Annotated in this window: 18 protein-coding genes; 8 read left to right on the forward strand and 10 right to left on the reverse strand. The window is 70.6% G+C overall.

The annotated features are described in order from the left end of the window. The first annotated feature begins 233 nt into the window (after window positions 1-233). Window positions 234-1,451, forward strand: a complete 1,218-nt coding sequence (locus ACWD0Y_RS12140) for a trypsin-like serine peptidase (RefSeq protein ID WP_450260259.1) — start codon at window positions 234-236, stop codon at window positions 1,449-1,451. A gap of 119 nt (window positions 1,452-1,570) precedes the next feature. Here the strand turns inward: ACWD0Y_RS12140 and hflX are convergent, their stop codons facing one another. The 6 genes from hflX to miaA all read right to left on the reverse strand — a co-directional run bounded on the left by hflX (window position 1,571) and on the right by miaA (window position 9,442). Continuing rightward, window positions 1,571-3,070 carry a GTPase HflX gene (hflX, locus tag ACWD0Y_RS12145; RefSeq protein ID WP_093798673.1) on the reverse strand — a complete coding sequence of 500 codons (1,500 nt, stop codon included), beginning with the start codon at window positions 3,068-3,070 and terminating at the stop codon, window positions 1,571-1,573. 152 nt (window positions 3,071-3,222) lie between these two features. Beyond that, window positions 3,223-4,695, reverse strand: a complete 1,473-nt coding sequence (locus ACWD0Y_RS12150; RefSeq protein ID WP_450260260.1) for a M1 family metallopeptidase — start codon at window positions 4,693-4,695, stop codon at window positions 3,223-3,225. Between the two features lie 76 nt (window positions 4,696-4,771). Beyond that, window positions 4,772-6,880 (reverse strand): RelA/SpoT family protein, encoded by a 2,109-nt coding sequence (locus ACWD0Y_RS12155; protein ID WP_450260261.1) that lies wholly within the window; start codon window positions 6,878-6,880, stop codon window positions 4,772-4,774. Between the two features lie 165 nt (window positions 6,881-7,045). Next, entirely contained in the window at window positions 7,046-7,924 is an 879-nt protein-coding gene (gene dapF / locus ACWD0Y_RS12160; RefSeq protein ID WP_450260262.1) for a diaminopimelate epimerase, read from the reverse strand. Window positions 7,925-7,958: 34 nt separating this feature from the next. After that, on the reverse strand, window positions 7,959-8,396 hold the full coding sequence (locus ACWD0Y_RS12165) for a hypothetical protein (RefSeq protein ID WP_093798677.1): 438 nt from the start codon (window positions 8,394-8,396) through the stop codon (window positions 7,959-7,961). A gap of 107 nt (window positions 8,397-8,503) precedes the next feature. Then, entirely contained in the window at window positions 8,504-9,442 is a 939-nt protein-coding gene (gene miaA, locus ACWD0Y_RS12170) for a tRNA (adenosine(37)-N6)-dimethylallyltransferase MiaA (protein ID WP_450260263.1), read from the reverse strand. Between the two features lie 183 nt (window positions 9,443-9,625). Here miaA and ACWD0Y_RS12175 point away from each other — a divergent pair, with 183 nt between their 5' ends. Next, window positions 9,626-9,862 (forward strand): hypothetical protein, encoded by a 237-nt coding sequence (locus ACWD0Y_RS12175; protein WP_450260264.1) that lies wholly within the window; start codon window positions 9,626-9,628, stop codon window positions 9,860-9,862. Window positions 9,863-9,886: 24 nt separating this feature from the next. After that, window positions 9,887-10,159 carry an antitoxin gene (locus ACWD0Y_RS12180; RefSeq protein WP_450260265.1) on the forward strand — a complete coding sequence of 91 codons (273 nt, stop codon included), beginning with the start codon at window positions 9,887-9,889 and terminating at the stop codon, window positions 10,157-10,159. A gap of 123 nt (window positions 10,160-10,282) precedes the next feature. On the opposite strand, the gene ACWD0Y_RS12185 is transcribed toward ACWD0Y_RS12180, so the two are convergent. Together ACWD0Y_RS12185 and miaB are read right to left on the reverse strand one after the other, a co-directional pair. Next, entirely contained in the window at window positions 10,283-11,008 is a 726-nt protein-coding gene (locus ACWD0Y_RS12185) for a class III extradiol dioxygenase subunit B-like domain-containing protein (RefSeq protein ID WP_450260266.1), read from the reverse strand. Between the two features lie 146 nt (window positions 11,009-11,154). Then, the gene (miaB, locus tag ACWD0Y_RS12190) at window positions 11,155-12,639 is read right to left on the reverse strand and encodes a tRNA (N6-isopentenyl adenosine(37)-C2)-methylthiotransferase MiaB (RefSeq protein WP_450260267.1); all 1,485 of its coding nucleotides are present in this window, start codon (window positions 12,637-12,639) and stop codon (window positions 11,155-11,157) included. 70 nt (window positions 12,640-12,709) lie between these two features. On the opposite strand from miaB, the gene ACWD0Y_RS12195 reads away from it, so the two are divergent. Continuing rightward, on the forward strand, window positions 12,710-13,705 hold the full coding sequence (locus ACWD0Y_RS12195) for a TAXI family TRAP transporter solute-binding subunit (protein ID WP_450260268.1): 996 nt from the start codon (window positions 12,710-12,712) through the stop codon (window positions 13,703-13,705). A gap of 21 nt (window positions 13,706-13,726) precedes the next feature. On the opposite strand, the gene ACWD0Y_RS12200 is transcribed toward ACWD0Y_RS12195, so the two are convergent. Together ACWD0Y_RS12200 and ACWD0Y_RS12205 are read right to left on the reverse strand one after the other, a co-directional pair. Next, complete coding sequence (locus tag ACWD0Y_RS12200; protein ID WP_450260269.1) at window positions 13,727-15,121, reverse strand: sensor histidine kinase; 1,395 nt, start codon at window positions 15,119-15,121, stop codon at window positions 13,727-13,729. A 6-nt stretch (window positions 15,122-15,127) separates the two neighbouring features. Continuing rightward, window positions 15,128-15,838, reverse strand: a complete 711-nt coding sequence (locus ACWD0Y_RS12205; RefSeq protein WP_450260270.1) for a response regulator transcription factor — start codon at window positions 15,836-15,838, stop codon at window positions 15,128-15,130. 255 nt (window positions 15,839-16,093) lie between these two features. On the opposite strand from ACWD0Y_RS12205, the gene ACWD0Y_RS12210 reads away from it, so the two are divergent. The 4 genes from ACWD0Y_RS12210 (at window position 16,094) to ACWD0Y_RS12225 (ending at window position 19,550) form a co-directional block, all read left to right on the forward strand. Then, a complete protein-coding gene (locus ACWD0Y_RS12210) occupies window positions 16,094-16,879 on the forward strand; it encodes an amino acid ABC transporter ATP-binding protein (RefSeq protein ID WP_093798686.1) in 786 nt (261 codons plus the stop codon). A gap of 34 nt (window positions 16,880-16,913) precedes the next feature. Continuing rightward, window positions 16,914-17,828 carry a glutamate ABC transporter substrate-binding protein gene (locus ACWD0Y_RS12215; RefSeq protein ID WP_450260271.1) on the forward strand — a complete coding sequence of 305 codons (915 nt, stop codon included), beginning with the start codon at window positions 16,914-16,916 and terminating at the stop codon, window positions 17,826-17,828. A gap of 112 nt (window positions 17,829-17,940) precedes the next feature. Then, window positions 17,941-18,588 carry an amino acid ABC transporter permease gene (locus ACWD0Y_RS12220; protein ID WP_450260272.1) on the forward strand — a complete coding sequence of 216 codons (648 nt, stop codon included), beginning with the start codon at window positions 17,941-17,943 and terminating at the stop codon, window positions 18,586-18,588. Beyond that, window positions 18,585-19,550: an amino acid ABC transporter permease gene (locus ACWD0Y_RS12225; protein WP_450260273.1), complete on the forward strand. Its 966-nt coding sequence runs from the start codon at window positions 18,585-18,587 to the stop codon at window positions 19,548-19,550. Before ACWD0Y_RS12220 ends, ACWD0Y_RS12225 begins: the two co-directional genes overlap by 4 nt. The last annotated feature ends 91 nt before the right edge of the window (window positions 19,551-19,641 follow it).

Genomic DNA, 19,641 nt, shown 5'->3' on the forward strand with positions numbered 1-19,641 from the left:
CGCTGAACACTGACCCTGCGTTCCCCGTACGTACCAACGACGGTGTCGCCGGGGGATCACGGGCAATCGGAAGATCCTTACGTCGGGGGAACCGCGGCCCTGCCGCGCGCCGTCTTCGACGGCACCGGCATAGTGGGGTCCGCACACCGGCCCCGGAGCTCCGCCGTCGGGGTGGGCGGCATGTGCAGAGAGTTCGCCGAAGAAGATTTCGAAGTCCCAGGGGGGATCACGACATGCGACCCATTCGCCCGACCTTCGCAGCACGTGGCGGGAGGAGCGCGCGTCGCCGAACCTCCCCTGTACGGGCTGCGGTCGGGCTTGCCGCTGCCCTCGCCCTGACCGTCACCGCCTGCGGGCCGAGTGAGGACAACGCGGGCGGCGAGCCGAGCGCATCCGCCGGCCAGGCCGCCGACGACAAGATCGTCATTCCCGACCACCTGAAGGACGAGCTCAAGAAGCACGGCGTCGACCTGGACAAGTGGAAGGGCGGCGCCTGGAAGGACTGGAGCAGGGACGACTGGCTCCGCGAGGCCGAGGACTACATCAACCCGATCATCGAGGACCTCTGGGACCCGGACCGGATGCGGGACGCGGAGCAGCCGGACATGCCGGTGGGCAATGACATCTCCGGCGACCAGGGGGTCACCGACCCGACGCCCGCGCCCGTCCAGGCGCAGCCCTTGAAGACCCCGTACACCACGAGCGCCCCCGAAGCCGGGAAGCTCTTCTTCGACGGGCCCGAGGGCTCGATGGTCTGTTCCGCGACCGTCATCCAGGACTCGGCGCATCCCGGCAAGTCCAACATGGTGTGGACCGCCGGGCACTGCGTGCACGCGGGCAAGAAGGGCGGCTGGTACCGCAACATCGCCTTCGTCCCGTCGTACAACAACACCGACAGGCCGGCCGCCGAGATCGGTGACGCGCCCCGGGACGAGATCACCCCGCACGGCGTGTGGTGGGGCGACTGGGCGCAGACGTCCGACCAGTGGATCGCCCAGGGCGGCCCGACCGGCGGCGAAGGCGCCCCGTACGACTTCGCCGTACTGCACGTCACCCCGGAGAAGGGCGGCGGCAAGTCCCTGGAGGAGACGGTCGGTTCGGCCCTCCCGGTGGAGTTCGACGCACCGGCCGCGCCGGAGATCGCGAGCATGACGGCCACCGGCTACCCGGCCGCCCCGCCCTTCGACGGCCAGAAGCAGCTCGAGTGCGCCGACAAGCCGGGCCGTCTGTCCATCAGCACCGGCGACCCGACGATGTACCGCATCGGCTGCACCATGACCGGTGGTTCCTCCGGTGGCGGCTGGACGGCTCTCGGCCGGGACGGCAAGCCCGCGCTGGTCTCCAACACCTCGATCGGTCCGGTGACCGCCGGCTGGCTGGCCGGTCCTCGCCTGGGCGAGGAGGCCAAGGGGATCTACGACTCGGTGAGCAGGAAGTTCGCCAACCAGTAGGTCTTCCCCCGGGCGCGGCCCCGGGCAGCCCGAAGGCCCGCCCCCTCACGACGAGGGGGCGGGCCTTCGGCTTGCTCCGTGCTCTGTTGCCGTACGGTCGCGCTACGGCCCGGCCGCGGTCAGTGAGCCACCGGTACGTACGGCGCCAGGTCCGCCGCCAGCTCCTCGTGCACCCGCACCTTGATGAGCGTGCCCTCCCCGGTGTGCTCCTCGGAGATGACCTCGCCCTCGGCGTGTGCCCGCGAGATCAGACCGCCCTGCGTGTACGGCACGAGTGCCTCGATCTCGACCTCGGGCCGGGGCAGCTCGGAGTCGATGAGCGCCAGCAGCTCCGCCATGCCCGCGCCCGTACGGGCCGACACAGCGATGGCGTGACGCTCGATGCGCAGCAGCCGCTGCAGTACGACCGGGTCCGCCGCGTCCGCCTTGTTGATCACCACGATCTCGGGCACGTCCAGCGCGCCGACGTCACGGATCACTTCGCGTACGGCCGCCAGCTGCTCCTCCGGTGCCGGGTGGGAACCGTCCACCACGTGCAGGATGAGGTCGGAGTCGCCGACCTCCTCCATGGTGGAGCGGAACGCCTCGACGAGGTGGTGCGGCAGGTGCCGTACGAACCCGACGGTGTCGGCGAGCGTGTAGACCCGCCCGGTGGGCGTCTCCGCGCGGCGCACGGTCGGGTCGAGGGTGGCGAACAGCGCGTTCTCCACCAGCACGCCCGCGCCCGTCAGGCGGTTGAGCAGCGAGGACTTTCCGGCGTTCGTGTATCCGGCGATCGCGACCGAAGGCACCTTGTTGCGCTTGCGCTCCTGGCGCTTGATGTCGCGGCCGGTCTTCATCTCCGCGATCTCCCGGCGCATCTTCGCCATCTTCTCGCGGATCCGGCGCCGGTCGGTCTCGATCTTGGTCTCACCGGGACCACGGGTGGCCATGCCGCCGCCACCGCCGGCACCGGCGCCGCCCATCTGCCGGGACAGCGACTGACCCCAGCCGCGCAGTCGCGGCAGCATGTACTGCATCTGCGCGAGCGCGACCTGTGCCTTGCCCTCCCGGGACTTGGCGTGCTGGGCGAAGATGTCCAGGATCAGGGCGGTGCGGTCGACCACCTTCACCTTGACGACGTCTTCGAGGTGGATGAGCTGGCCGGGGCTGAGCTCACCGTCACAGACGACGGTGTCGGCTCCGGTCTCGAGCACGATGTCGCGCAGCTCGATCGCCTTGCCCGAGCCGATGTAGGTGGCCGGGTCCGGCTTGTCACGGCGCTGCACGACGCCGTCGAGCACCAGGGCGCCCGCGGTCTCCGCGAGAGCCGCCAGCTCGGCCAGCGAGTTCTCGGCGTCCTGCACGGTGCCGGAGGTCCAGACGCCGACCAGCACCACACGCTCAAGGCGCAGCTGCCGGTACTCGACCTCGGTGACGTCTTCGAGCTCGGTGGAGAGGCCGGCCACCCGTCGGAGCGCCGCGCGGTCCGAGCGCTCGTACTGGTCGCCGTCCCGCTCCCCGTCGACTTCGTGGCTCCAGGCGACGTCCTCTTCCATCAGGGCATCGGCCCGAAGGCTCTCGGTCAGGTTCTCCGTGAAGCTCTGTGCGTCCTTGGAAGCGGAAGAAGAGGAGGTCATTGGATCCTTACGTCGCTAGAAAAGTAGGTTGCACCGATCACAACGCGTCATGTGCCCGGAAGATTCCCGAAGTGTCAGGAGGTCTCCGTCCCGGCTGCGCCGCCGGCCCGTCGCGCCGGTCCGTCGATAGTGGCACGGGGCGACCCGGGCCGTCACTCCGGTTTATGCCCGCTCCGCCAGTCGCGATGCCCGGGCATCGCCGGCGTCTTCTTCCCGTACAGCCACGCGTGGAAGAAACCGGACAGGTCCCGCCCCGCGATCCGCGATGCGAGGTTCGTGAAGTCACCGGTCGTCGCGGTGGCGTCCCGGTGGTCCCGCACCCACCGCCGCTCCAGCTGCCCGAAGGCGTCCTCACCGATCTCCTGGCGCAGCGCGTACAGCACCAGTGCGCTGCCGTCGTAGACGACCGGCCTGAAGAGGCTGACCTTCTGCCCCGGCGCGGGGCTGCGGGGAGCGGCGGGCGGGCCGCCCTCTGCCCGCCACCCGTCCGACTGCGCGTACGCCTCGCGCATCCTCGCCTCCAGCGACTGCTCGGCGTGTTCCTCGGCGTACCGCGCCTCGTACCAGGAGGCGTGCCCTTCGTTCAGCCACAGGTCGGACCAGGAGCGCGGCGAGACGCTGTTGCCGAACCACTGGTGCGCCAGTTCGTGCACCATGATCGAGTCGACGTACCACTCGGGCAGCTCGGTACGGGTGAACAGCGAGCGCTCGAAGAGCGACAGCGTCTGGGTCTCCAGCTGGAATCCCGTGTCCGCGTCGGCGATGAGCGCCCCGTACGTCTCGAAGGGGTAGCGGCCGACCTGCCGCTCCATCCACTTCAGGTGCGCCGGTGTCTTCTTCAGCCACGGTTCGAGCCGCGCGCGTTCCGCGGTGGGCACGACATCGCGTACGGGCAGCCCGTGCGGCCCGGTTCTGTGCACGACGGCCGACCGGCCGACGGAGACCTGGGCGAGTTCGGTCGCCATGGGGTGACTGGTCCGGTACGCCCAGGTGGCGCCGCCGGCCGTGTTCCCGGGGTTCCCGGGCTTTCCCGCCGGCAGTCCGTTGGTGACCGCCGTCATGCCCTTGGGCACGGTGACGCGGAAGGTGAAGAGCGCCTTGTCGGCGGGGTGGTCGTTGCACGGGAAGACACGGTGCGCCGCGTCGGCCTGGTTCGCCATCGCCAGGCCGTCGCGGGTGCGCACCCAGCCGCTGTCCTCGCGTCCCTTGGGGTCGGGGTCGCTGGTGTGCCGGACCACGATCCGCATCGGCCGTCCCCGGAGCACCGGCTCGGCGGGCGTGACGACCAGGTCCTCCTCCGCCGTCGCGAACGTGGCGCGCTCGCCGTTCACCTCGACCGATCCGACGGTGCCGTACGCGAAGTCGAGATTGATCCGGTCGAGCCGCTGTGTGGCCGTCGCGTCGATCTTCGTGACGGCGTCCAGCGGTTTCCTGTTGTCTCCGCGGTACGTGAAGGAGATGTCGTACGCGAGAACGTCGTACCCGGGGTTGCCCAGGTGGGGGAAGAGCGGATCGCCGATCCCGAGGGCCGCGGGCGGCGCGGGGGCGGGGAGCGTCGCGGCGACGAGGGTGGCCGAGGCGGCGGCCAGCAGGGCGGCACGCAGGCGCCGGGAGGTGAGCAGCATGACCTACCGCTACCAGCGCACGCCGCGCGTGCCGTGTCCGCACGCGCCGCTCCACTCGAAAGAGCGGCCCGTTCGGTCAAGCGGTGGCGGGACGCTGGGCGCGGCTCACGTCGTACACGCCGGGCACCTCGCGCATCGCGCGCATCAGCGCGGGAAGCCCCGCGGCATCGGGGAGCTGGAGGGTGTACGTGTGCCGCACGCGCTGCTCGCTCGGCGGCTCCACGGTGGCCGAGACGACCGCCGCGCCCGCGGTGGCGATGGCTTCGGTGAGGTCGGCGAGGAGCCGGGGGCGCCCGAAGGACTCGGCGACCAGGGTGACCCGGCAGTCGCCCGTGGCCAGCCATCGCACGCCCACGGGTTCCCGTCCGCGCGTCCGCATCCGGGCCGCCGCGGGGCACTCCTCGCGGTGCACGGTGACGACACCGCCGCGCACGGCGAAGCCGGTGACGGCGTCGGGCGGTACGGGCGTGCAGCAGCCGGCGAGCCGTACGGTCGCGTCGGGCAGATCCACGACGGCGTTCTCGGCGCTCCTGGGCAGCAGGCCGTCGATGGCGGGCGCCAGGGGGGCGGCCTCCGGCCTGGGCTCCGGCGTCCGGCCTCCCGGAGCGGGCGGGTCGTCCTGCGGATGGGCGGAGAGCCAGTGGGTGATGGCGATCCGCGCGGCGGGCGTACGGACGTGGTCGAGCCACTCGGGCGAGGGGCCCGAGCCGATGTCGTGGGCGAGGAGCAGCTGCACCGTGTCACCGTCGCTCAGCACCGTGCTGAGGGTCGCCAGCCGGCCGTTGACCCGGGCGCCGATGCAGCGGTGCGCCGCCTCGCCGTGCTGCGCGTACGCCGCGTCCACGCAGCTCGCACCGGCCGGCAGCCCCAGCGCGGCGCCGTCCGAGCGGAACACGGTGATCTCCCGGTCCTGCGCGAGGTCCGCGCGCAGGGACGTCCAGAAGGTGTCGGGGTCGGGCGTGGACTCCTGCCACTCCAGCAGCCGGGAGAGCCAGCCGGGCCGGGTGGGGTCCGCGCGCTCTCCCTCGACGGCGGGCTCGGCGCCGTCGGTCGGCGCGTACGGGTTGCCCAGGGCGACGACGCCCGCCTCCGCCACCTTGTGCATCCGGTGCGTACGGATGAGGACTTCGGCCACTTCCCCTTCCGGGCTCGCGACGGCGGTGTGCAGCGACTGGTAGAGGTTGAACTTGGGCGCAGCGATGAAGTCCTTGAACTCGGAGATCACCGGTGTGAAGCAGGTGTGCAGCTCGCCCAGTACGCCGTAGCAGTCGGCGTCCTCCGTGACGAGCACCAGCAGCCGTCCGAAGTCCGTGCCGCGCAGTTCGCCGCGTTTGAGCCTGGTCCGGTGGACGGAGACGAAGTGGCGGGGCCTGACGAGGACCTCGGCGGTCAGACCGGCTTCCCGCAGCACCTTCCTGACCTCTTCCGCGATCGCCTCCAGCGGGTCTCCCGCGGCGGCGTCCGCCGCGATGAGGGCACGCGTGTGCTCGTACTCCTCAGGGTGGAGGATCGCGAAGACCAGGTCCTCCAGCTCGGTCTTGAGGGCCTGTACGCCGAGCCGTTCGGCGAGCGGGATCAGGACGTCCCGGGTGACCCGGGCGATCCGGGCCTGCTTCTCGGGGCGCATCACGGTGAGGGTGCGCATGTTGTGCAGCCGGTCCGCGAGTTTGATCGACATGACCCGGACGTCGTTGCCGGTGGCGACGAGCATCTTGCGGAAGGTCTCGGGTTCGGCGGCGGCGCCGTAGTCGACCTTCTCCAGTTTCGTCACACCGTCGACGAGGAAGCAGACCTCCTCGCCGAACCCCGTGCGGACCTGGTCGAGCGTCACATCGGTGTCTTCGACGGTGTCGTGCAGGAGCGCCGCGGTCAACGTGGTGGTCTCGGCCCCGAGTTCGGCGAGGATCAGCGTCACGGCGAGCGGATGGGTGATGTACGGCTCGCCGCTCTTGCGCATCTGCCCGCGGTGCGACGACTCGGCGAGCACGTACGCCCTGTGCAGGATGGAGAGGTCGGCGTCCGGGTGGTGGGCGCGGTGGGCGTCCGCGACGTGGCCGATCGCGTCGGGCAGCCGGTCCCGCGACGCGGGACCGAGCAGGGCGACACGGCCGAGCCTGCGGAGGTCCAGTCTGGTGCGGCCACGCCTGCGGCTGGCGGCTCCTGGGTGGGCGGCCTCTGCACTCATGGGGCACCTCCGGCAGCGTCGACCGGCGGTGGACGGGTGGGCCCGCGTCCCGGCCGGTGCTTGATGCTACCGAGCCCACCACGCCCCGCTGTCCCGCTCTCGCTCAGCGTGAACCGGATCACCCATTCGAGCGAAGTTCGGGGCGGCGGCCGTTTCCTGCCGGCCCTAGGGGGCCGGAGTGATCCAGTCCGGGTCGACGGTGCCCTCGGCGACGATCACGGCGGGCCCCGTCATCTCGACGGCTCCGTCGGGCTGCTCGGTGATCACCAGACGCCCGCCGGGGAGGTCGACGGTGTACGTCACGGGCTCACCGGTGACGGCGGGGTCGGCGCCGTCCCTGCGGGCCGCGGCGACGGCCACGGCGCACGCGCCCGTACCGCAGGAGCGGGTCTCGCCCGAGCCGCGCTCGTGCACGCGCATCGCGACGTGGCGCGGGCCGCGGTCGACGACGAACTCGACGTTGACCCCCTCCGGGTAGGCGGAGGCGGGGCTGAAGGACGGGGCGGTGAACAGGTCACCGGCGTGGTCCAGGTCGTCGACGAAGGCGACGGCGTGCGGGTTGCCCATGTTCACGTTGCGGGCGGGCCACTCCCGGGCCCCCGCGGAGACCGTGACGTCGCCCCCGGGCAGGAGAGCCCGGCCCATGAAGACGGTGATGTCGCCGCCGGCTTCCGCCTTGGCGATGTGCACCCGCTTGACGCCTCCGCGGGTGGCGACGGCCAGGTCGCCCTCGCCGACGAGTCCCGCGCGCTGGAGGTAGTGGGCGAAGACGCGGACGCCGTTGCCGCACATCTCGGCGATCGAGCCGTCCGCGTTGCGGTAGTCCATGAACCACTCGGCCGTCCCGGCCGCCGCGCGCGCCTCGGGATGCTCGGCGGACCGTACGACGTGCAGCAGGCCGTCACCGCCGATGCCGGCCCTGCGGTCGCACAGTTTCGCGACGAGGGACGGGGGCAGGTCGATGCTGTTGTCCGGGTCGGGGACGATCACGAAGTCGTTCTCGGTCCCGTGGCCCTTGAGGAAGGCGATCGGCGAGTTGCTCACGGCGCCAATCGTACGGGGCGGGTACGACGGGCGGTCAGCGGAGGCGGGCCACGCGCCAGACGGCCAGCGCGACCAGGCCGGCGCCCACGACGACGTACAGCGCGATCATCCGCCAGTCGGGGCGCTTGCCCGAGTCCTTGGACGGCAGGCCGGGCCAGGTGTGTCCCACGCGGCGGGCGGCCATCATGCCCCAGCCCGCGGCGCAGCAGCTGATCAGCAGTCCCAGCATGGCGACGACCGCTCCGCCGTCGCCGAACTCGAAGGCCAGGGGGAAGGCGAACATCAGGGAGCCCAGGGCGGCGAGTCCCACGATCGGCGCGAGCTGCCAGATCCGCAGGCGCCGCTGCGGGCGCAGCTCGACCTCGACCTCGGGCCCCGTCCCCGCCCCGGACGCCACGTCCTGGTCGTCGGGCCCGTCGGGGCTCAAACGGTCCGGATCTTCCTGTGCTGTGTCACGAGGGCCGGCTTCCATCGCCACGCGCCCTCCCAACTTGGACTCCACTGGTCGATCGAAACTTGATGATGGCACGGGCCCGGGCACCGGAATGACGGGCGGAGCGTCCCGATGCCATCACGTGATCAGGCTGTAACCGCTCGTTCGACCAATGTCAGCGCCCGCTGCGGGAGTTCCGCGCGGTCCTCGGCCGCGCCGCTCAGCCAGTGCACCCTCGGATCCCGGCGGAACCACGAGTCCTGGCGGCGGGCGAAACGCTTGGTGGCGCGCACGGTCTCGGCGCGTGCCTCCTCCTCGGTGCACTCCCCCGCCAGCGCGGCCAGTACCTGCTGGTACCCCAGGGCGCGTGCGGCCGTACGCCCCTCCCGGAGCCCTTGCGCCTCCAGGGTGCGCACCTCGTCCACGAGCCCTGCCTCCCACATGCGGTCGACGCGCGCCGCGATGCGCTCGTCGAGCTCGGGGCGGCCCACGTCGACGCCGATCTGGACGGTGTCGTACACCGAGTCGGGGCCCGGGAGGTTGGCCGTGAACGGCTTGCCGGTGATTTCGATCACTTCCAGCGCGCGGACGATGCGCCGGCCGTTGCTCGGCAGGATCGCGCGCCCCGCGTCGGGATCGGCGGCGGCGAGGCGCGCGTGCAGGGCGCCGGGGCCTCGCAGTTCCAGTTCCTCCTCCAGCCGGGTCCGCACCGCCGGGTCGGTGCCGGGGAACTCGAGTGCGTCGACGGCCCCGCGTACGTAGAGCCCCGAGCCTCCGACGAGGACGGGCGTACGGCCGTCGGCGAGGAGCCGGTCGATCTCCGCGCGGGCGAGCCTCTGGTACTCGGCGACGCTGGCCGCCTCGGTCACGTCCCAGATGTCGAGGAGGTGGTGCGGGATACCGCCGCGCTCCCCGGGCGTCAGTTTGGCGGTGCCGATGTCCATCCCCCGGTAGAGCTGCATGGAGTCGGCGTTGACGACTTCCCCGCCGAAATGCTGGGCGAGGGCGACGCCCAGATCGGACTTTCCGGCTGCCGTGGGGCCGACAACGGCGATGACCCGCGGTGCGGGAGCTGCAGTTCTCACCGCCCCAGTCTCGCAAACCACACGGCACCTCCCCGAACGAGTTACGTGACGGCACGCGGCCGGGTTCGTTTCCTGTTGCGAGGTTCCGACCGCCGGTTTACGGACCGGTGCCCCTGGGCGACGCAATGAGACGCTCCGGACGGGCGCGGAATTTCGCCCACACGAGTAATGTATGGAGCAGACATGGGCCTTTTTGCACGGTTTCGCCGCAAGTCCAAGGATGTCGTGGAGGCGTCGCCCGAAGAGGCACAGGCCGGCGCCCTGACGGGCGGCACCCCGGAGGAAGCCGCCGCGGAAGGCGCGGCCGAGAAGGGTGCCGAGACTCCTGGAGCCGCCGAGGGGGAGGGCGTCGAGATTCCCAAGCAGCAGTCCGCGGACGAGGCGGCGGACAACGAGGCCGGAGAGAACGCCCATAAGTAGCCCCCCGAAGAGCGAAGGTGATCCATGGGTTTCCTGGATTCGTTGAAGGCCAAGATCGCTCCTGCGAAGGACAAGGTCTCGGATCTCGCGCAGCAGCACGAGGGCAAGATCGAGCAGGGTCTGAGCAAGGCCGCCAAGGCGGTCGACAGCAAGACCAAGGGCAAGTACAGCAGTCGGATCGAGTCGGGGACGGGCAAGGCCAAGCAGACCCTGGACCGCATCGCTCACAAGGACGACAGGACCGGCGGGACGAGCGGCACCGGCACTGCGCCGCCGCCTCCTCCTCCGGCCCCCTGACCCACGGTGTCCTGACAAGCGGCAACGGCGGACGGCCGCGGAGCGCACATCGCTCCGCGGCCGTCCGCCGTGCTTGTGTCTTCGACGTTCCCGACGGTTGCGTTCCCGACGGCTTCCCGGGGCTCAGGACCAGGCGGCGACGAAGTAGCCGACGCCGTAAGGGGCCTCCTCGTACAGCAGCCGGCCGTCGAGACCGGCGCCCTCGGCGGCGCCCGCGAGGACCTGCCAGGGGGCCCGGCCCGCCGCCTTGAGCTCGTACGCCACGTGCTCGTCCAGGGCCAGCAGGGCGGCCGTGTCGGCCGCGCCCAGCGCCCGCGCCGCTGCCACGTCGAAGCCGTCGGCCCGTTCGTCCAGATAGCCCGGCGCCTTGAGCGTCCGGCAGGCGCTGCCGTCGCCGAGCACGAGAAGGGCGACCCGCTCCGCCCGTGCGGCGAGTTTCCGGCCCTCGTCCGCGCACCGGCCGCCCGCAAGCCGCTCCCCGACTCCGAGGCCCTCCACGGGGGCGTCCGCCCACTGCGTACGGGAGAGCAGCCAGGCGCCCACGGCGAGGGACGGCGGGAGCTCGCGCCCCGCGGCGCTCGCCCGGTCGTCCTCCGCCGTCGCACCGAGGCGCACACCGAGACCGACACCGAAGCCCCGGAAGCCGCCGACGCTCCCCCGGGGGTACGTCCCGGTGCCGTCCTGTCCCGCGGGGCCGACCACGACCAGCAGGTCGGGGCGGGACGCCGCGAGCACCCCGAGAGCGTCCGCGCAGGCGTCCCGTGCGGCGTCGAGTTCCCGGGCGGCCCCGGAGGCGACCTCGGGGACCAGGAGCGGCGGGCAGGGGCATACGGCGGCGGCGACAAGCATGCCCGGAAGCCTAGTACCCGGCGGAACGCCGTTCCGAGGCTCCGGGGCCTCACCGCCGTACGGCAGCTCCCGCACACGGGGCACCCGCGTCCCCGCGCCGCCGCTCCCCCGGTTCTCCTCGGCGCACGGACCGGCCGCCGGCCGGCTTACTGGACGGAGCAGCCGCCCGTGGCCGCGGGCAGCGGCTCCGGTACGCCGATCTTCGGCAGCCCCAGGAGAACACCGGCGCCCTGCTTCGGCTCCGCGGTGCGCCGCTCCCAGGCGTCGCCCGCGCGGGTGCGGCGTACGGCCTTGGAGGGGCCCTCGGCCAGCAGGTGGTGCGGCGCGGCGTAGGTGATCTCGACCGTCACCACGTCACCGGGGCGCACGTCCTCGTCGGGCTTCGTGAAGTGGACGAGGCGGTTGTCGGGGGCGCGGCCGGAGAGGCGGTGCGTGGCGCCGTCCTTGCGGCCCTCGCCCTCGGCGACCATGACGTCCACCGTCCTGCCGACCTGCTTCTTGTTCTCCTCCCAGGAGATCTCCTCCTGGAGGGCGACCAGGCGCATGTAGCGCTCCTGGACGACCTCCTTGGGGATCTGGTCCTCCATGGTGGCGGCCGGCGTTCCGGGGCGCTTGGAGTACTGGAAGGTGAAGGCCTGTGCGAAGCGCGCCTCGCGGACCGTGTGCATGGTCTGCTCGAAGTCCTCCTCGGTCTCGCCGGGGAAGCCCACGATGATGTCGGTGGAGATGGCGGCGTGCGGCATCGCGGCGCGCACCTTCTCGATGATGCCGAGGAAGCGCTCCTGGCGGTACGAGCGGCGCATCGCCTTGAGGACGGTGTCCGAGCCGGACTGGAGCGGCATGTGCAGCTGCGGCATGACGTTCGGCGTCTCGGCCATCGCGGCGATCACGTCGTCGGTGAAGTCGCGCGGGTGCGGCGAGGTGAAGCGGACGCGCTCCAGGCCCTCGATCTTCCCGCAGGCGCGCAGCAGCTTGGAGAACGCCTCGCGGTCGCCGATGTCGGAGCCGTAGGCGTTGACGTTCTGGCCGAGCAGGGTGATCTCGGAGACGCCCTCGGCGACCAGTGCCTCGATCTCGGCGAGGATGTCGCCGGTCCTGCGGTCCTTCTCCTTGCCGCGCAGCGCCGGGACGATGCAGAAGGTGCAGGTGTTGTTGCACCCGACGGAGATGGAGACCCAGGCGGCGTACGCGCTCTCGCGTCGCGTCGGAAGGGTGGACGGGAACGCTTCCAGCGACTCGGCGATCTCGACCTGCGCCTCTTCCTGGACGCGGGCGCGCTCCAGCAGCACGGGCAGTTTGCCGATGTTGTGCGTGCCGAAGACCACGTCGACCCAGGGGGCCCTCTTGACGATGGTGTCGCGGTCCTTCTGCGCGAGGCAGCCGCCGACGGCGATCTGCATGCCCGGCCGCTTCGTCTTCATCGGGGCGAGCCTGCCGAGGTTGCCGTACAGCTTGTTGTCGGCGTTCTCCCGCACCGCGCAGGTGTTGAAGACGACGACGTCGGCGTCACCGTCGGCGCCCTCCGGCGCCCGGACATATCCCGCGCCCTCCAGGAGGCCCGAGAGCCGCTCGGAGTCGTGGACGTTCATCTGGCACCCGTAAGTGCGCACCTCGTATGTCTTCTCGCTCATCTCGTACACCAGGGTACGGGGCCGGGCACCCCCTGGTCCCCGAGGGGAGTGAACTGGCAGGATCGCGCGCATGCCCCAGGTCCTCCCCCGCATCAGCCGCCGCCGTGCCCTCCAGGGGGCCGTCGCCGCCTTCGTGGTGTCCGGACTGCTGCTGTGGTGGCTCCTGCCGATCGGGGAGTCCTCGCCGCGCGGGAAGATCACGTTCAGTACGGGTGTGACGACGGGGGTCTACCAGCGCTACGGCGAACTCCTGGGCGAGTCCCTCGCCCGTGATCTCCCCGAGGTGGACATGCGGCTGCGGACCAGCGAGGGGTCGCAGCAGAACCTCGCGCGGCTGGCGAGCGGGGAGGCCGATTTCACCATCGCCACCGCGGACGCCGTGGCGAAGTACCAGCGGGACCGCATGCCCGGTGCAAAGCGGCTGCGCAGCTGTGCGCGGCTGTACGACGACTATGTGCAGCTCGTCGTGGAGAAGGGCTCCGAGGTGCGGTCCGCGGCGGATCTGCGCGGCAGGCGGGTCGCGGTGGGACAGGACGGGTCGGGCGTACGGCTGGTGGCGAACCGGCTGCTGGAGGCCGCCGGGCTCGACCCCGGGCGGGACATCGTCCCGGTGTCCGCCGGCATCAACACCATGCCCCGGTTGCTGGAGAAGGGCGAGATCGACGCCTTCTTCTGGTCGGGCGGCCTGCCCACCAGCGCCGTGCGGGACCTGTCGGAGCGCATGGCGATCCGGCTCGTACCGCTGGGTGATCTCGTCGACGAGCTGCACGCGGCGGGTGGTGCCTCCCGCCACTACCGGTTCGCCGTGATGCCCGCCGACGCGTACTCCGAGGTGCGGGACGGGGTGGCCGTGCCGACGGTGGCCGTGGCCAATCTGCTGGTGACCACGGACCGTACGGACGCCGGGCTGACGGAGGGGCTGACCCGTTCGGTGATAAGGAGCCGGGACCACATCGGCAACGAGGTGCACGCGGCGCAGCTGGTCGATCTGCGGACCGCGATCTACACCGATCCGCTGCGGCTGCACGAGGGCGCGCAGCGCTACTACCGGTCGGTCAAGCCGTAGCCGCGAGGGCGGCCGGGCCGGTCAGGCGGTGGGGGGCGTGCGGGGAACCGTCACGGTCACCCGCAGCCCGTGGGGCGTGTTCCGGGCGTACGACATGGTGCCGCCGCCGGCGAGGAGCAGGGCCCGCGAGATGGACAGGCCGAGGCCAGAGCCCTTGATGTTCTGGTGGCGGTTGCTGCGCCAGAAGCGGTCGCCGATGCGGGCGAGTTCGTCCTCGGTCAGGCCGGGGCCGCCGTCGGCGACGGTGATCGTGCAGGTCTCCCCGTCCGGCGCGACCGCGACCTCGACCTCCTCGCCCGGGGGCGTGAACTTCAGGGCGTTGTCGATCACCGCGTCGAGGGCGCTGGAGAGCGCGACGAGGTCACCCCACGCGGTGACGGCCGCCGGGCCTTCGTACGCGAGGCGTACGCCCTTGTCGTCCGCGAGGGGGTACCAGGCGGCGACGCGCTCGGTGACCAGTTCGCCGAGGTCGATCAGCTGGAGGTGGGCGGGGGCGTGTTCGGCCAGCGCCAGGTCCAGCAGGCTGTCCAGGACCTGTGCGAGGCGCTTGCCCTCCGTGCGGACGGAGGCGATCTCCTCGTTTCCGGGCAGGTCGAGGTGGAGGAGCTCGATCCGCAGGAGCAGGGCGGCCAGCGGGTTGCGCAGCTGGTGGGAGGCGTCGGAGACGAAGGCGCGCTGCTGCTCCAGCACGTCCTCGACGTTGTCCGCCATCTCGTTGAACGACCGGGCCAGGCGCCTGAGTTCCGGCGGCCCGCTCGCGGCCGCGACGCGCGAGTTCATCAGGCCGGTCGCTATGTCGTGGGTGGCCGCGTCCAGGACGCGTACGGGCCTGAGCACCCAGCCGGTCAGCCGGAACGCGGCGCCGACCGCGACCAGCATCGCCGCGCCCTCGCCCGCCGCGATCAGCACCCAGCCGTACAGGGTCCGCGAACGCATCTGTCCGGTGGGCGAGTCGGTGACGACGACCGCGACCACGTCGCCGTCCCGAACCACCGGCGAGGCGACGAACAGCCGGCCGTCCTGCCAGGGCCAGACCTGCTGCGGATCGTGGCTGCGGCGCTTGTAGAGCGCCTCCTGGAAGGCGTCACGGCCCTCGCCCCACGCGGGAACGGACCAGTTCCCGGGAGCGCTCGCCATGGATTCGCCGTCGCGGTAGAAGACCCCCGCCCGGATTCCGTACACCCCGTGGTAGCTGGCGAGTTCGGTCTCCAGGGTCCTGCGCCGCTCGTCCTCGGCGCTGTCCTTGCGCTCGGTGACGAACTGGGCGAGCGCCGCGAAGCGCGCCGTGTCGTCGATCCGGTCGACGACCACCCGCTGCTGCTGCGCGGCGGCCACGCTGACCGCGAGCGGGAAGCCCAGCGCGAGGAGGATGCCCGCGAGGAGGACGATGAGCAGCGGGAGGAGGCGGGCGCGCACGCGGGGTTACGGGCCCTGTACCGCGGCCGGGACGACGAGCCGGTAGCCGACACCGCGCACGGTCTGGATGAGCGCGGGCATCCGCAGCTTGGAGCGCAGGGAGGCCACGTGCACCTCCAGGGTGCGGCCGGTCCCCTCCCAGCTCGTACGCCAGACCTCACTGATGATCTGCTCCCGGCGGAAGACGACGCCGGGGCGCTGCGCGAGGAGGGCGAGCAGGTCGAACTCCTTGCGGGTCAGCTGGACCTCGGTGCCGTCGACGCTGACGCGGCGCGTGGGCAGTTCGATGCGTACGCCGCCGAGCCGCAGGGCGGTGTCGGCGGCCGTGGCGGACACCGGCGCGTCACCCGTCGCCTTGCGCCTGCTGACGGCGTGGATACGGGCGAGCAGCTCGCCGGTGTCGTACGGCTTGACGACATAGTCGTCGGCGCCCAGGTTGAGGCCGTGGATGCGGGAGCGCACGTCGGCCCGCGCGGTCACCATGATCACCGGGGTGTCGCCGCGCTTGCGGATCTTGCCGCAGACCTCGTAGCCGTCCTGGTCGGGCAGTCCGAGGTCGAGCAGCACGACGCCGAAGGGCTCCTTCTCGGCCGGCAGGAGCGCCTGGATCGCCTCTTCGCCGCTGCGGGCGTGGACGACCTGGAACCCGTGCCGGACGAGGATGGCGGAGAGGGCCGCCGCGACGTGGTTGTCGTCCTCGACGAGCAGCAGTCTCATGGTCGGCCCCCCTCCGGTGAAATCTTCGTGAATTGGTCTCAGGGCATAAACGCCGATGCGTCACGTTCCAGTCAAGACCCTTCCCGTTACGGGCATGTTCCGTTATGGAGCCGGTATCCCCGCCCGGGGTCCCGTTCACGCGGTGTGTCCGGTTGCGGCCGGATCGTTATGCTCAATTTCAGCTCAGATGTAATGACGCTGGTCGCGGCGGCTGACTAGGGTCCTCCCAACCGAGGAGGACGGAGCAAGAAGCCGATGAGCGGAGTTTCAGTGACCAAGGCCGCCGATGACGCTGCGCCCGCAGCCGACGACCTGGTCGTGCTGAGCAACGTCAACAAGCACTTCGGCGCGCTGCATGTGCTCCAGGACATCGATCTGACCATCGCCCGTGGCGAGGTCGTGGTCGTCATCGGACCCTCCGGGTCCGGAAAGTCCACGCTGTGCCGCACCATCAACCGCCTGGAGACGATCGACTCCGGTGCGATCACGATCGACGGAAGGCCGCTGCCCCAGGAGGGCAAGGAACTCGCCCGGCTGCGGGCCGACGTCGGCATGGTCTTCCAGTCGTTCAACCTCTTCGCGCACAAGACGGTGCTGGAGAACGTGACGCTGGGCCAGATCAAGGTCCGCAAGGCGGACAAGAAGGCGGCGGAGGAGAAGGCGCGCACCCTGCTCGACCGGGTGGGTGTCGGCTCGCAGGCGGACAAGTACCCGGCGCAGCTCTCCGGCGGTCAGCAGCAACGTGTCGCGATCGCGCGGGCGTTGGCCATGGACCCCAAGGTCATGCTCTTCGACGAGCCCACTTCGGCGCTCGACCCCGAGATGATCAACGAGGTGCTGGAAGCCATGCAGCAGCTGGCACGCGACGGCATGACGATGGTGGTCGTCACCCACGAGATGGGCTTCGCGCGCTCGGCCGCCAACCGCGTCGTCTTCATGGCGGACGGCAAGATCGTCGAAGAGGCCACGCCCGACCAGTTCTTCAGCAATCCGCGCAGCGACCGGGCCAAGGACTTCCTGTCGAAGATCCTTCACCACTGACGACTCACGACCTACGACATAAGGGATGTTCACGATGAAGCTCCGCAAAACGGCCGCTGTCGCCATTGCTGTGCTCGCCCTGACCGCGACCGCCTGTGGCGGCGACACCGGTACCGCGGGTGACAAGCCGAAGGCCCCGACCGGCGGCAAGGAAGCGCCCAAGCTGCCGACGTACACGGTCGCCAAGGACGTCAAGATCGACTCGCCGACGCTGAAGAAGGCCCAGCAGGCCGGCAAGATCACCTTCGGTGCCAAGAACGACCAGCCGTACCTCGGCTTCGAGGACACCGACGGCAAGCGCTCGGGCTTCGACATCGAGATCGCCAAGATGGTCGCCGCCGACCTCGGCTTCTCGGCCGACCAGATCGTCTTCAAGACGGTCGACTCCGGCGTCCGCGAGACGACCATCTCCAAGGGCGACGTCGACCTCTACGTCGGTACGTACACGATCAACGACGAGCGCAAGAAGCAGGTCGGCTTCGCCGGTCCGTACTTCATGGCGGGCGCCGACCTCCTGGTCCGCAAGGACGAGACGGCGATCACCGGACCCGACTCCGTCAAGGGCAAGAAGGTCTGCTCGATCGTCGGCTCCACTCCGCTCCAGGAGATCAAGAAGCCGAAGTACGGCGCGAAGGCCATCGAGCTCTCGAAGTACTCCGAGTGCGTGCAGCAGCTCATCAACAACGAGGTCGACGCGGTCACGACCGACGACGCGATCCTCAAGGGCTACGCCGCCCAGCGTCCGACGAAGCTCAAGGTGCTCGGCAAGCCGTTCACCAAGGAGCCGTACGGCATCGGCATGAGCAAGGACGACAAGGCGCTGCGCGAGGCGGTCACCAAGTCGCTCGAGGCGCACATCAAGAACGGCGACTACAAGAAGGCGTACGACGCGACGCTCGGCCTGTCCGGCTCGCCGTTCACCGAGCCGCCGGCGCTCGAGCGCTACTGATACCGCCGTCTTCGGTGGTGTCCTGCCGGGCCCCGTACGCGCTTGAGGGGAGCGTACGGGGCGCGGTGTCCCCTGCCCGTCCGCTGCTGCTGCCGCCCACGAGGACTTCCCCGTGAATGTATTGCTCGACCACTTGCCGGAGTTCCGTGACGGTTTCATAGGAACCGTGCTGCTGACCGCCGCCAGTGCGCTGCTCGCGATGGTGCTGGGCGTCGTGATGGCCGGTTTCCGGGTCTCTCCCGTACCGCCCCTGCGGTTCTTCGGCACCGCCTGGGTCACACTCTTCCGCAACACCCCGCTGACGCTGCTGTTCCTCGTCGCCTGGTTCGTGGTGCCCGCCGTCTTCGGCACCGGCATGAACCCGTGGACGAAGGCGCTGCTGGCGCTCGGCTTCTACACCTCCGCGTTCGTCTGCGAGGCCGTCAGGTCCGGTGTCAGCACGGTGCCGCTCGGCCAGGCCGAGGCCGCCCGTTCGCTGGGGATGACCTTCTCCCAGACACTGCGCATGATCGTCCTGCCCCAGGCCACCCGCACCGTGATCCCGCCGCTGAGCAGCATCTTCATCGCGCTCACCAAGAACTCGGCGATCGCGGGAGCGTTCAGTGTCATCGAGCTCTTCGGGGTGCAGAAGCTGCTGAGCGACAAGGGCTTCGCCATCGCCCCGATCTTCCTCTGGGTGGCTCTCGCCTACCTGGTCATCACCTTCACCATCAGCGGTCTCTTCCGGCTGCTCGAGCGGCGCCTGGAGGTCGCACGATGAGTTCGAGCGTCCTGTACGACGCCCCGGGTCCCAACGCCCGGGTACGCAACCGCATCTACAGCGTGGTCGGTTCCCTGCTGGTCCTCGGTCTGATCGCCTTCGCGGTCTACCGGCTCGCGGACCGCGGCTACTTCGCGCCCGAGATGTGGAACATCTTCAACAACGCCGGTGTCCGGGCGAACATCCGCGACGGCGTCCTCTCCACCCTCCAGGTCTTCGTGGTGGCGGCAGTGCTGTCGCTGGCCCTGGGCGTGCTGCTGGCCGTGGCGCGGCTCTCCGAGCACCGTGCCGTCAGCGCGGTGGCCGCCGGGTTCATCGAGCTGTTCCGGGCCGTCCCGCTGCTGATCACGATCTACGCGATGTGGGTCCTGTTCCTGACCTACAAGAACAACCTCGGGTTCATCGGCGAGAGTTCGGCGTACTGGGCCCTGGTCATCGGACTGACCGTCTACAACGCGTGCGTCCAGGCCGAGGTGCTCAGGGCGGGTGTCAACGCCGTGCCCAAGGGGCAGGTGGAGGCGGCGTACGCGCTGGGTCTGCGCAAGTCGCAGGTCATGACGATGCTGCTGCTCCCGCAGGCCGTCCGCTCCATGCTGCCGACGATCATCAGCCAGCTGGTCGTGACCCTCAAGGACACCTCGCTCGGCTACATCATCACGTACGCGGAGCTGCTGTACGCGGCCCGGACGATGGCCAACAACATCATCGTCAATGACGACAATCCGTATGTCCCCGTCGTCATCGTCGTGGGTGCCATCTACGTCGCGATGTGTCTGGCGCTTTCCTCGCTCGCCACCTGGGTCGAGAAGCGCGGCCGCCGGGCCAAGACCGGCATTGCGCCGGCCGCCGCCGCCGAACCGCTGGAGGCGCCCGGAGTGCTCGACGCCGGTGGCGGGCCGCTCGGACCGCACGTGGAAGGCGGGGCCGGAGGTACCGACGGGCCTGACGGCAAGAAGAACTGACGAAATGTGAGGCAGCGGCCCCCGCGCCGCTGCCTCTGTCACTTGACGCAAGCACCCGCAGTGGGTTGCATACGTTCTGTGATCGTGCACC

The organism is Streptomyces altiplanensis (assembly GCF_053591575.1).